The sequence below is a fragment of the Halovibrio salipaludis genome (assembly GCF_002286965.1).
Lineage (GTDB): Bacteria > Pseudomonadota > Gammaproteobacteria > Pseudomonadales > Oleiphilaceae > Halospina > Halospina salipaludis.
In genome coordinates, this window is record NZ_NSKD01000002.1 from 330,719 (window position 1) to 343,594 (window position 12,876).

10 protein-coding genes are annotated in these 12,876 nt (G+C 64.1%); 4 read left to right on the top strand and 6 right to left on the bottom strand.

All coding sequences use genetic code 11. From position 1 onward, the window contains the following. Nucleotides 1-31: 31 nt before the first annotated feature. The 3 genes from CK501_RS06260 to CK501_RS06270 all read left to right on the top strand — a co-directional run bounded on the left by CK501_RS06260 (nt 32) and on the right by CK501_RS06270 (nt 2,242). Nucleotides 32-781 (top strand): electron transfer flavoprotein subunit beta/FixA family protein, encoded by a 750-nt coding sequence (locus tag CK501_RS06260; protein ID WP_095616887.1) that lies wholly within the window; start codon nt 32-34, stop codon nt 779-781. Next, the gene (locus CK501_RS06265) at nt 782-1,723 is read left to right on the top strand and encodes an electron transfer flavoprotein subunit alpha/FixB family protein (protein ID WP_095616888.1); all 942 of its coding nucleotides are present in this window, start codon (nt 782-784) and stop codon (nt 1,721-1,723) included. Nucleotides 1,724-1,807: 84 nt separating this feature from the next. Next, a complete protein-coding gene (locus CK501_RS06270) occupies nt 1,808-2,242 on the top strand; it encodes a potassium channel family protein (protein ID WP_095616889.1) in 435 nt (144 codons plus the stop codon). Between the two features lie 13 nt (nt 2,243-2,255). Here CK501_RS06270 and CK501_RS06275 read toward each other — a convergent pair whose 3' ends face one another. Further along, nucleotides 2,256-3,869: a cation:proton antiporter gene (locus tag CK501_RS06275; protein ID WP_095616890.1), complete on the bottom strand. Its 1,614-nt coding sequence runs from the start codon at nt 3,867-3,869 to the stop codon at nt 2,256-2,258. Between the two features lie 101 nt (nt 3,870-3,970). Here CK501_RS06275 and CK501_RS06280 point away from each other — a divergent pair, with 101 nt between their 5' ends. Then, complete coding sequence (locus CK501_RS06280) at nt 3,971-5,542, top strand: cation:proton antiporter family protein (RefSeq protein ID WP_095616891.1); 1,572 nt, start codon at nt 3,971-3,973, stop codon at nt 5,540-5,542. Here the strand turns inward: CK501_RS06280 and CK501_RS06285 are convergent. Genes CK501_RS06285 through CK501_RS06305 form a run of 5 tightly spaced genes read right to left on the bottom strand, consistent with a single transcriptional unit; the run spans nt 5,539 to nt 12,873 of the window. Beyond that, nucleotides 5,539-7,512: an acetoacetate--CoA ligase gene (locus CK501_RS06285; RefSeq protein WP_095616892.1), complete on the bottom strand. Its 1,974-nt coding sequence runs from the start codon at nt 7,510-7,512 to the stop codon at nt 5,539-5,541. The genes CK501_RS06280 and CK501_RS06285 overlap by 4 nt on opposite strands. 44 nt (nt 7,513-7,556) lie before the next feature. Beyond that, the gene (locus tag CK501_RS06290; RefSeq protein ID WP_095616893.1) at nt 7,557-8,447 is read right to left on the bottom strand and encodes a hydroxymethylglutaryl-CoA lyase; all 891 of its coding nucleotides are present in this window, start codon (nt 8,445-8,447) and stop codon (nt 7,557-7,559) included. Then, nucleotides 8,444-10,453, bottom strand: a complete 2,010-nt coding sequence (locus CK501_RS06295; protein WP_095616894.1) for an acetyl/propionyl/methylcrotonyl-CoA carboxylase subunit alpha — start codon at nt 10,451-10,453, stop codon at nt 8,444-8,446. The genes CK501_RS06290 and CK501_RS06295 overlap by 4 nt, the downstream gene beginning before the upstream one ends. After that, on the bottom strand, nt 10,446-11,255 hold the full coding sequence (locus tag CK501_RS06300; protein ID WP_198949415.1) for an enoyl-CoA hydratase-related protein: 810 nt from the start codon (nt 11,253-11,255) through the stop codon (nt 10,446-10,448). The genes CK501_RS06295 and CK501_RS06300 overlap by 8 nt, the downstream gene beginning before the upstream one ends. A 10-nt stretch (nt 11,256-11,265) precedes the next feature. Beyond that, nucleotides 11,266-12,873 (bottom strand): carboxyl transferase domain-containing protein, encoded by a 1,608-nt coding sequence (locus CK501_RS06305; RefSeq protein ID WP_095616895.1) that lies wholly within the window; start codon nt 12,871-12,873, stop codon nt 11,266-11,268. Between the last annotated feature and the right edge of the window lie 3 nt (nt 12,874-12,876).

Here is a 12,876-nt window from a genome sequence, read left to right on the forward strand (position 1 = left end):
TTCTAAACCCATGGCAGGAAACGAGGAATCTATGAAGGTTCTGGTCGCTGTAAAACGAGTGATTGACTACAACGTCAAGGTTCGCGTCAAGCCGGATAACACCGGCGTGGACCTGTCCAACGTCAAGATGGCAATGAACCCCTTCTGTGAGATCGCCGTTGAGGAAGCGGTCCGTCTCAAGGAGAAGGGCGTTGCCACCGAGATTGTCGCCGTGACCATCGGCCCCAAGGTCAGCCAGGAGCAGCTGCGCACCGCGCTGGCACTGGGTGCTGACCGCGCCATCCAGGTTGAGACGGACGAAGACGTCCAGTCCCTGGATGCGGCCAAGATGCTCAAGGCCGTCGTGGACAAGGAAGAGCCGAACCTGGTGATCATGGGCAAGCAGTCCATCGACACCGACAACAACCAGACCGGCCAGATGCTGGCCCAGCTGGCCGGGATGCCCCAGGGCACCTTTGCCTCTGAGGTCGAGGTGGAAGGTGAGAAGGTCAAGGTGACCCGTGAAATCGACGGCGGCCTGATGACCGTTTCCCTGAACCTGCCGGCCGTGGTTACCACGGATCTGCGCCTGAACGAACCGCGCTACGCTTCGCTCCCCAACATCATGAAGGCCAAGAAGAAGCCGCTCGAAACCGTCAGCCCCGCCGATCTGGGCGTTGACGTGGCGCCGCGCCTCAAGACCCTCAAAGTCGAGGAGCCGCAGCCGCGTCAGCCCGGCATCAAGGTCGAGAGCGTTGAGGAGCTGGTCGACAAACTGAAGAACGAAGCGAAGGTGATTTAAATGAGTACACTGGTTATTGCAGATCACAACAAGGGTGAGCTGGCCGGTTCCACTCTGAGCGTCATCGCAGCAGCTAAGGCCATCGGTGGCGACATCGACGTTCTCGTTGCCGGCAAGGATATTGGTGGTGTTGCCGAGCAGGCCGCCAAGGCTGACGGCGTGAACAAGGTTCTCGCGGCGGATAATGACGCTTACGGGCACGACCTGGCGGAGAACCTGAGCCTGCTGATCGCCGAAATTGGCAAGGGCTACAGTCACCTCATGGCATCCGCCGGCTCCGTTGGCAAGGACACCATGCCGCGCGTTGCCGCAATGCTCGACGTTGCCCAGGTTTCCGACATCATGGGCGTGCAGTCCGAGGACACCTTCGTTCGCCCGATCTACGCCGGTAACGCGATTGCGACTGTGCAGTCCAGCGACAGCGTCAAGGTGATCACCGTTCGGACCACCAGCTTTGACCCGGTTGCAGCCGAGGGCGGTTCCGCTTCGGTTGAATCCGTGGATTCAGCGCACGACGCCGGCCTTTCCGAGTTCGTCAGCGAAGAGCTGGCCGAGTCCGATCGTCCGGATCTGGCAGCTGCCGACGTGGTCATCTCCGGTGGTCGCGGCATGCAGAATGGCGACAACTTCAAGATGCTGGAGTCTGTCGCGGACGTTCTGGGCGCCGCCATCGGCGCATCCCGTGCCGCGGTGGACGCAGGTTTCGTACCGAACGATATGCAGGTCGGCCAGACCGGCAAGATCGTGGCTCCGAACCTCTACATCGCCGTCGGCATTTCCGGTGCCATCCAGCACCTGGCCGGCATGGGCGATTCCAAGTTCATCGTGGCCATCAACAAGGACGAGGACGCGCCCATTTTCCAGGTGGCGGACTACGGCCTTGTAGCGGACCTGTTCGATGCGGTACCGCAGCTTGAGGAAGAACTCAAGAAAGTGGTCTGACGGAACGCCCGTATCAGGCTATGATGAAAGCCGTACCCTACGGGGTGCGGCTTTTCTGTTTATGACGATCCGAAAAATGGACTCATGCTGACGCAGACGCACGCAATCGCTGTCGCTGCAACACTCGTTGCGCTGATTGCCTCGGTCGTTCTCCACTGTATGGCCGCTACGGCGCTCATGCGGCGCTTTGATGGCACCAGTCTCCACCAGTCCTCATGTATGGTCCTGATGGTGCTGGGGCTTTTTGTAGCCCACGTCATCGAGATCTGGCTGTTCGGATTGGTGTCCTGGACGCTGGCGCAGATTGAGGGTGCGGGTTCTGTCACCGGAGGCCATGTGTCCGGCGTGATGGACTACATCTACTTTTCCGCCGTGACCTATACCACGCTGGGGTATGGAGAGGTTTATCCAGTTGGCCCCATCCGTTTCATCTTTGGCGTGGAGGCGCTGATCGGCTTCATGCTGATCACCTGGTCCGCCTCCGTTACCTTTCTTCAGATGCAGCGTTTCTGGCGCTGACTGGCTGTAGCGGTCAGGGCGTAATCTGTGTGACTGCCTGCTCCGCAGCTTCACGATACGGGTGAAGAATCAGGTCCACGTTTCTGTGTTTCCAGTGGATTTCGTCATCTTCCCGGAAGCTGGCAATGGCGATGCGCCCGGATCTTGCAAACAAAGCAAGCCCCTGCATCAGGATTTCGTTCACTTCGCGCCGGGGTAGTGTGCTGACGACCCACTTCGCGGTGTGGACCGGCAGATGGGAGAGGAACTCAATATCCTCCGCGTCACCAAAGACGGCATGTATCCCCTCGGTCTGGGCCCGTTCGACCCGTCCCGGATCAATATCAACACCAATGACGTCTTCCCCGCGTTCGATGAGCTGGCCGGCAATGCGTCGCCCCAGACGTCCCAGTCCAATGATGATGATCGGAGCCGCCTGCCCCTGTGTATAGTCGTCGAGTTCACGGTAGGTCAGAGTACGCTCGAACGGCGAGAGCCACCCTCGAACCCGCTCAAAAAGCTGCTCGGAGTAAAGAATCATGTAGGTTGAGGTCGTGATGGTCACGATACCGACCAGCGTGACCACACCGAGCACGTTATCGCCGATATGACCGAGGCCCAGCCCCATGGTTATGAAGATGATCGAGAACTCGCTGATCTGAGCCACGGTCAGCCCCGCCTTGAACCCAGTACGACGCCGATACCCCATGCCTCCCATAATGGCCATGACGATCAGGGGATTGCCGATCAGAACGAACAGGGAGAGAACCAGGGCAGGAAAGAGGTTGTCTCCAATAAGGCTCAGGTTGAGCTGTTCACCCATGTAGATGAAAAAGAACAGGAGCAGGAAGTCCCGCAGGCTCGTCAGCCGGCTTGTGATCACGTCCTTGACGGCCGTGTTGGCCAGGGAGAAGCCGGCAATGAACGCCCCGACTTCCTTTGAAAGCCCGAGGATGTCCGCTCCCGCCGCAAGCATGGTCCCCCACGCGATGGCGAACAGCATCAGCATCTCGACCGAGCGGGCCAGGCTGCGCATCAGCCCCGGAATCACATACCGCATCAGCAGTGGCAGTACGACCACCATGAACACCACGCTGATGCCAAGGCCCTGAAGCGGCGGGATAAGCTGGTCATCCGCGGTGGGGATGGTGAGGTTAAGGCCCAGCATGGCGAGAACAACCGCGATGTCCTGGACGATCAGGAAGCCCATGGCGATGCGGCCATGCAGGGATTCCAGCTCGCCTTTGTCGGAAAGGAGCTTGACGATGATGATGGTGCTGGAAAAGGTCAGGGCGATGGCGATATAGAGCGCATCGATCGGGGAAAAGCCGAGCAGAAGCGTCAGACCGAAACCGATCAGGATGGTGAATGCAAGCTGACCCAGTCCCGTGGCCAGGGCCACAGGCCCCAGGGAACGCACAATCCTGAGATCCAGCTTGAGGCCGACGACGAACAGCAGAATGGTGATGCCCCAGTGGGCGAGGAGATCAATCTGGGTGTGGGCGGAGACAATGCCCAGTACGCTCGGGCCGACAATGATACCGACCGCCAGATACGCAATAAGCAGCGGCTGGCGCAGGAGCATGGAAAAATAGCCCACAACCACGGCGATCAACAGCAGTAACGTGAACTCCTGGTAGATTTCCATGCAACAGTCTCCGCTAGGATCCAGCCATCAATGCTACAATCGCGCCTTTGAGTGCGGTACCCGAAGCCCGCGTCCGTGATAATCAGGACACAGCCTAGCCAATGTTAATCGAAGTTGTCTCTCTTTCATTTGCGTTTGTTTTCGGGCTCGTTGTGCGTCAGGTCGGCCTGCCGCCTCTGGTTGGGTTTCTCGCGGCCGGCTTCGCCCTCAACGCCTGGGGACCGTTTTTTGGCCTGCCGCCCCAGGCCGGGCCGTTCCTGGATCATGTGGCGCATCTCGGCGTCCTCATGCTGCTGTTCTCGGTCGGGCTGAAGCTCAAGCTCCGGCATCTGATGGAGCCGGCCGTGGTGGGTGGCGCCATCCTGCATTTCATGATCAGTGTCGGCATCCTGGGGACAGGGATTCTCTGTCTTCTGGAGATCAGCACCGCGAATGCGCTGCTGCTGGCGACCGCGCTGGCGTTCTCCAGTACCGTGCTGGCGGCCAAGGTGCTGGAGGCCAAGGGGGAGCTCCGCTCCTTCCACGGGCGCGTGGCTATCGGCATTCTCATCCTGCAGGACCTCATTGCTCTTGTGGTGCTGAGCGTGGCCGGCGGGCAGACACCCTCGCCCTGGGCCCTGGTAGTGCTGGCACTGCCGCTTCTGCGCCCTGTCATGCACTGGCTTATGGACGTGGCCGGGCACGAGGAGCTGCTGGTCCTGATGGGCGTGGTCCTGGCGGTTGCTGTCGGGGGCTATGGTTTTGAAGTGGTGGGACTCAGTCCGGAAGTGGGCGCCCTGGCCATGGGCGTCCTGCTGGCGAATCATCCCAGGGCCCAGGAACTGTCCCATTCCCTGTGGGGGCTGAAGGAAATCCTTCTGGTCGGGTTTTTCCTGCAGATCGGTATGTCGGGTCTTCCGGACCAGCAGGCGCTGCTGTTCGCCCTCGGCATGGCGCTGTTGCTGCCCCTCAAGGGCATCCTGTTCTTCTTCCTCCTCATCCTTTTCCGCCTGCGCAGCCGCAATGCCTTTCTGGGGGCGCTCAGCCTGATGAGCTACAGCGAGTTCGGGCTGATTGTGGCCGCCGGTGTTCTTGAGGCCTGGCTGGTGCCCCTCGCGATTACGGTCGCGGTCTCCTTCCTGGTGGCGGCACCGCTCAACCGCATCGCGCATCCGCTGTTTGACCGGATGGAGCCCTGGCTGAGGCGGTTCGAGCGGTCCAGTGATCACCCGGACCAGCAACCACTGTCACTGGGCCAGGCGGACATCCTGATTGTCGGGATGGGACGCACCGGCCAGGCGGCCTACACCGCCGTTGGCGCCGGTGGGCTCACCGTCGTAGGCATGGACGCGGATCCGGACAAGGTGGCAAACCAGTGCACCCGGGGCCATAACGTGGTCTACGCGGATGCCGAGGATATCGAACTCTGGCAGGGGCTGGATCTGAAGGGCCTGCAGGCGGTCATCCTGGCCATGCCACACCTGGAGGGGAAACTGATCGCCGCCCGCAACCTCCGGAAGATGGGGTTCACCGGTCCGATTGTCGCCAATACCTTCCATGACGACGAGGCGGCACCGCTGCAGCGGGCCGGCGTTTCCGAAACCTACCAGGCCATGGCCGGCGCCGGTATCGGCATCGCGGACAAGACCCGCGAGGCGCTCAGCGCAACTCATGCGCCGCCTGCGGGCGCCTAGCCCCGCAGCTGCGCCAGGTTCCGGAAATGATCCAGCGCGTCCGGGTTGGCCAGGGCCTCCCGGTTCTTCACGGATTCGCCGTGGATCACGTTGCGCACGGCCAGTTCCACGATCTTGCCGCTGAGCGTGCGGGGAATGTCCGGTACCTGGATGATTTTCGCGGGCACATGGCGCGGTGTGGTGTTCTCCCGGATGACGTGGCGTAGGCGCTCGCAGAGCTCATCGTTGAGCGCCATGTCCTCGCGGAGTCGCACGAAGAGCACCACGCGCTGGTCGTCACCCCATTGCTGGCCCACGGCGATGGATTCCAGGACCTCATCCAGTTTCTCAACCTGACGGTAGATCTCGGCGGTTCCGATGCGCACCCCACCCGGGTTCAGTACCGCGTCCGCCCGGCCGTGGATGATCATGCCGCACCGGGCGGGGGTGTCCATTGTCGCCGGGTGTTCGCGGATTTCACCAAAGTCCCCGTGGGCCCAGGTGTTGGGGAAGCGGTTGAAGTAGGCCCTGTGGAAACGCTCGCCCTCGGGGTCGTTCCAGAAGCCGACCGGCATGCAGGGAAAAGGCGCGCGGCACACCAGCTCGCCTTTCTGCCCGGTCACCGGCTGCCCCTCGTCATTATAGATGGCCACGTCCATGCCAAGGCCGAGGCACTGGAGCTCGCCCCGGTAGACCGGCAGGGTCGGGTTGCCGAGGGCGAAGCAGGAGACGATGTCCGTGCCGCCGGAGATGGAGGACAGGCAGACGTCCGGTTTCACGTCCCGGTAGATGTAGTCAAAGCTTTCATGGGCCAGAGGGCTGCCGGTGGAAAGGATCGCCTTCAGCGGGTCCAGGCCGTGGGTCTCGGCGGGTTTCAGGCCCTGTTTCTCGCAGGCGGCGTAGTATCTGGCGCTGGCGCCGAAGACGGTAATGCCGTGTTCCTCGGCCAGGTTCCAGAGGACCTCCGGTGTGGGGGCCATGGGCGAGCCGTCGTAGAGGACCGCGGTGGCGCCCAGGGCCAGGGTGCTGGCGAGCCAGTTCCACATCATCCAGCCGGTGGTGGTGTAGTAGAAGACCACGTCCTCCTGAGTTACGTCCGTGTGCAGGCCAAGCTCCTTGAGATGCTGGAGAAGGGTACCGCCGACGCCGTGGACGATGCACTTGGGCGCGCCAGTGGTGCCGGAGGAGTAAAGGATGTAGAGCGGGTCGTCGAAGGCCATGGGGGTAAACCCGGCGGCGGGTTCGGCCATCAGGGCGTCCTTCCATCCGACGGTGTTGGCGGCGTCGTCCCAGGGGCAGTCGGGCTGGTTGTCGATCCGGATCTGAACGGCAAGGCTGGGGAGTGCGCCCGCGAGCTGTTCGACGCGCTCGCGGGTATCAATCGCCTTGCCGTTGTACTGGTAGCCATTGACGGCGATCAGGGCCCTGGGCTCGATCTGGCCAAAGCGTTCCAGCACGCCCTGGTAGCCGAAGTCCGGGGAGCAGGAGGACCAGACGGCGCCCAGGCGGGCGGTGGCGAGCATGCCGATGATGGCTTCGATGCCGTTGGTGATGAAGGCGGCGACGCGGTCGCCCTTGCTGACCCCGTGTTCCTGGAGGGTGCCGGCAAGGCGGGCGCTGTGTTCACGCAGTTCGCCGTAGGTCATCTGACGGCCGCGGCCGTCTTCGCGTTGCTCGATAAGGGCAACACGATCGGGTTCCCCGCGCAGGAGGTTTTCCGCAAAGTTGAGGCGTGCGCCGCCGAACCAAGTGGCGCCGGGCATCTGGTCGCCGTTCTCGAGGATGCGGCGGGCCTGGTACTGGCCGCGGACGTCGAAGTATTGCCAGATGGTCTCCCAGAATGCCGCGGGGTTGTCGATGCTCCATTGATGGAGGCTCTGCCAGGTGTCGCCCGGTTGGTGGCCCTGGGTCTGGAGCCAGTTGTGGTAGTGGGTGATGCGGGCGTTCTGGATTCGTTCCTGTGACGGTTGCCAGATTGGGGCTTCAGTCATGGGTTGGGGTCCTGGGTTGTTTTCGCGCTTGTCTGTCGCTCAGCTTAACATTGCATCGCCTGCGCGACTTTCGAGGGGGTACGTCGATCAAGTCTGTGGCAGATGTCATTGCCGATGCGGCATACCGCCTCGAGGTCGACGCCGGTGTGCAGGCCCTGGCCTTCAAGGAGGTACAACAGGTCCTCGGTGGCGAGGTTGCCGGAAGCGCCCCTGGCGTAGGGGCAGCCGCCGAGGCCGGCGACGGCGCTGTCGAAGGTGCGGATGCCGCGCTCGAGGCCCTGGAGGACGTTGGCGAGGGCCTGGCCGTAGGTGTCGTGGCAGTGCAGGGCGAGTCGCTCTGTGGGCACGAGAGGAAGTACGGCATCCAGGATGGCGTCGATTTCCCTGGGCCGAGCGACGCCGGTGGTGTCGCCCAGGGAGATGTCATCGCAGCCGAGTCCCAGCAGGCGTTCGGTGACATCGGCGACGGCCCCGGGTTGGATTCTGCCGGCGTAGGGGCAGGCGGCGATGGTGGAGATGTAGCCGCGTACGCGGAGGCCGGCGTTATTGGCCGCTTCAATCAAGGGGGCGAAGCGCTCGAGGCTTTCGGTGATGCTGCAGTTGATGTTTTTCTGCGTGAACGCATCGGAGGCGGCGGTGAAGACGGCGATGCGGTCAACCCGGGAAGCCAGGGCAGCATCGAGGCCTTTCTGGTTGGGGATCAGGGTTTCGACGGAAAGGCCGGGGCGCCGCTGAATGCCGGCGATGACCTGGTCAGTGCTGGCCATCTGGGGAACCCATTTCGGCGAGACGAAGCTGCCGGCCTCGATACGGTTCAGGCCGGCGTCCGCGAGGGCGTTGAACCAGCGGGCGCGGGTTGTGGCGTCGACGGGCGTGCGTTCGTTCTGGAGGCCGTCGCGCAGGCCGACTTCGACGATTTCGGCGTGGTCGCTCATGGGGTGTCTCCGTCCGGTTCGAAGGCGAGCAGGGTCTGGCCGGAGCTGAGGCTGTCGCCTTCGCTGCAGTAGAGTTCCGTGACCGTACCGTTGGCCGGGGCGGTGATGGTGTGTTCCATTTTCATGGCTTCCATGACCACCAACGGCTGACCCTTGTTGGCCCGCTCGCCAGCGGCGCAGTGCAGGGCGACCACGCGCCCGTGCATGGGGGCGGTCAGGTTGCCGGTGTCCGCTTCGGCCAGGTCCATTTCCGGGTGGTTAACGCGCACCGTCCAGGCTTCGCCCTCCGCAAAGAGCGTCACCCCTGCCGGTGGGCGGCTGATGGCGGTGAGGGACAGCTCCCTGCGGCGCTGTCCGGGGGACTCCATCAATACCGTCCCCTGATGCCCCCGGCGGTGCCAGCGCAGGGTCAGGGGCTGATCGGAGAGGCCCCGGACCCGGACCTGATGCCAATCGCCGGTCCTGGGCTGGAGGGCGTATTCCAGGGTATGGCGTTCGCCGTGGTGGACTTCCGCCCGCTGCCACGGCTCGCCGACGAGGCGCCATCCGGTGAGGGCGTCCCAGGGCTCCGCTGAGGCGGTTTCCGGCTGCTGGAGCCAGAGCCAGCCCAGCAGGCCCAGTGCCAGGGCGGTGTCCCCGGTGATTGCAGGCGTTACCAGATCCACTTCGTGTTGTTCCACAAAATGCGTCTGTAATTCGCTGTTAATGAAAGCGTCATGGCCCAGGATCCGGCACAGGTAACCGATATTGGTGGGGAATCCGCCCAGATGGTAGCGCATCAGGGTCCCGCGCAGGCGGGTAATGGCGTCTTGGCGGTCCGTGCCATGGGTGATGACCTTGGCGAGCATGGGGTCGTAATGGTTTGAGACCGTCAGCCCCTGGTCAATGCCGGAGTCAATGCGTATGCCGGCCATGTTTTCGGGCTCATCCAGATACTGGATGCGGCCGCTGGTCGGGAGGAAGCCCTGGTCCGGGTCTTCGGCGTAGACGCGCGCTTCCATGGCGTGGCCGTTGATCGCGAGCGCCTCCTGGGGCCAGGGGAGGGGGTCGCCCAGGGCGATGCGGATCTGCCACTCCACCAGGTCCAGGCCGGTGATGGCCTCGGTGACGGGGTGTTCCACCTGAAGGCGGGTGTTCATCTCCATGAAGTAGAAGTGGCCGTCGGGCCCGAGCAGAAACTCCACGGTGCCGGCGTTGCGATAGCCGATGGCGTGGGCGCAGCGCAGCGCGGCGTCCGCCATGGCGTCACGCGTGGCCTGGGTGAGGCCCGGGGCCGGTGCTTCCTCCAGGATCTTCTGGTGGCGGCGCTGGATGGAGCAGTCACGGTCGAACAGGTGTCGCCCGTTGCCGTGGTGGTCAAACAGGACCTGGACTTCCACGTGCCGGGGCTGGTCCACAAAGCGTTCCAGCAGGACCTGGTCGTTGCCGAAGGCGGCGCTGGCCTCGCGCTTGACGCCATCCAGGGCGTTGCGAAGCTCACTTAATTCACGCACCACGCGCATGCCCTTGCCGCCCCCGCCGGCGCTGGCCTTGATCAGGACCGGAAGGCCAATCCGGCGGGCTTCGGATTCCAGATGGTCCAGGGACTGATCGTCGCCGTGGTAGCCGGGCACCAGTGGTACGCCAGCCTCTTCCATCAGTCGCTTGGCGGCGGTTTTGTCGCCCATGGCGGCAATGGCGTCGGTGCCCGGACCCACGAACCGGATGCCGGCGTCCTCGCAGCGCCTGACCAGCTCCGTGCTCTCGGAGAGGAAGCCATAGCCCGGGTGAATCAGGTCGGCGCCGGTCTCCCGCGCAGCCCGCAGGATGCGCTCCGGGTCCAGGTAGGATTCCCGGGCCGGCGCCGGGCCGATGGCGACAGCCTGGTCCGCAGCGGCCACGAATGGGGCATCACGGTCCGCCTGGGAATACACGGCCACGGTGCGCAGGCCCATGCGTCGGGCGGTGCGGATGATGCGGGCAGCGATCTCGCCCCGGTTGGCGATCAGCAAAGTGAGGTCATTCATCGGGGCTGGCCTCCCGCCAGGCGGGGGTATCCTTTTCCAGGAAGGCCCTCAGGCCCTCCTGACCCTCGGCCCCGGTGCGGACCCGGGCGATCATGGCGGCGGTGAACTCATCCACGCCATCGCCGGCAGCCGGATCATCCAGCCGGCGCAGCAGGTGCTTGCACTCCGACTGGGCCTCAGGCCCGGCCTGCATCAATTGCCCGGTAAGCGCCTCGACCCGGTCATCAAGCTGCGCCGGATCCGCCAGTTCATGGACCAGCCCAAGCGACCGGGCCTGTTCCGCCTCGATCAGCTCCGCGCTGAGCATGTAGCGCCGTGCCTGGCGCTGACCCAGGGTCCGCACCACGTAGGGGCCAATGGTCGCCGGTACCAGTCCAAGGCGCACCTCGCTCAGGCAGAAACGGGCATCGGTGGCGGCGATGGCGATGTCGGTACAGCAGATCAGCCCCAGGGCGCCCCCGAAAGCGGCGCCCTGGACCCGGGTCAGTGTGGGCTTGGGGCATTCGTCCAGGAGGCGCATAAGGCGGGCCAGCGCCAGGGCGTCCTCCCGGTTCTCTTCCGCGCCCATGGCGGCGGTGGAGCGCATCCATTCCAGGTCGGCGCCGGCGGAGAAGTGCTTGCCCTCGGCCGCCAGCAGAACCGCGCGCACGTCATCGTCACGCGCAGCCGCTTCGATGGCGCTGCTCAGTTCCGCGATGATACCGGCATTGAAGGCGTTGCGTTTGTCCGGGCGGTTGAGTCGGATGCGGCGCAGTCCTTGCCGGGGTGTGTCGATGAGCACGGCGTTATCGATATTATTCATCTGGGGCTCCTTACATCCGGAAGACGCCGTAGCGGGTGTCGGCCTCGGGGGCATTGAGTGCGGCTGAGAGGGCCAGGGCGATCACCTCCCGGGTCTTCGCCGGGTCGATGATGCCGTCGTCCCAGAGCCGGGCGCTGGCGTAGTAGGGATGGGACTGGCGCTCGAATTGTTCGACCACCGGCTGCTTGAAGGCGGCTTCGTCCTCATCGGACCAGGTCTCCCCCTGGCGTTCGATGGCGCCGCGTTTCACATCCGCCAGCACCCCGGCGGCCTGCTCACCGCCCATCACGGCAATTCGCGCATTCGGCCACATGAACAGGAAGCGTGGCTCATAGGCGCGCCCGCACATGCCGTAGTTGCCGGCGCCGAAACTGCCGCCAATGATGACCGTGAACTTGGGCACGCTGGCGCAGGCAACGGCGTTGACCAGCTTGGCGCCGTGGCGGGCGATGCCGCCCTGTTCCGCCTCGCGTCCGACCATGAAGCCGGTGACGTTCTGCAGGAACACCAGCGGGATGCCGCGCTGGCAACACAGTTCCACGAAGTGCGCGCCTTTCTGGGAAGACTCCGAGAACAGGATGCCGTTGTTGGCGATGATGCCCACCGGCATGCCGGCCCAGTGCGCGAAACCACAGACCAGGGTAGTGCCGAAGCGGGCCTTGAACTCGTCGAACTCAGAGCCGTCCACCAGCCGGGCAATGACCTCGCGGACGTCATAGGGCGTCTTGAGGTCCGTGGGCACCACGCCGTACAGCTCGTCGGCCGGGTAGAGCGGTTCCCGTGGCTCGCGGCGGCGCAACCAGTCCCCTTTGTGCCAGTTCAGGTTGGCGATGCAGGCGCGTGCACGCTCCAGGGCGTCTTCCTCACTGTGCGCCAGGTGATCCGCCAGTCCGGAAGTGCTGGTGTGCATCTCAGCGCCGCCCAGCTCCTCGGCGGAGACGGTCTCGCCGGTAGCGGCCTTCACCAGAGGCGGCCCAGCCAGGTAGACGGTGCTCTGGCCATCGACCATGATCGCCTCATCCGCCATGGCAGGCACATAAGCGCCGCCGGCGGTGCAGGGGCCCATGACCACGGCGATCTGGGGAATGCCGTTGGCGGAAAGGTTGGCCTGGCGGAAGAAGATGTGACCGAAGTGATCGTGGTCCGGGAAAACCTCGTCCTGCTGGGGCAGGTTGGCGCCGCCCGAATCCACCAGGTAGATGCACGGCAGGTGGTTTTCCGCGGCGATGGTCTGGGCGCGCAGGTGTTTCTTCACGGTCAGCGGGAAGTAAGTGCCGCCCTTGACCGTGGCATCGTTGCCCAGGATGACGCACTCAACCCCATTGACCCGGCCGATGCCGCCCACCGCGCCGGCAGCGGGCACCTCGCTGTCGTAGACCTCATAGGCAGCCATGGGGGCCAGCTCCAGGAAGGGAGACCCCGGGTCCAGAAGCCGGTTGATGCGCTCGCGCACGGGCAGCTTGCCCTTGGAGCGGTGGCGCTCCCGAGCCTTTTCACCACCGCCTTCGCTGATGGTGGCCAGTTTTTCAGTAAGGTCGTCCACCAGCGCCTGCATATGCTCCCGGCGCTCCCGGAAGAGGGCACCGTCGGTGTCCACGGAGGATTCGAGGATCGCCATGGC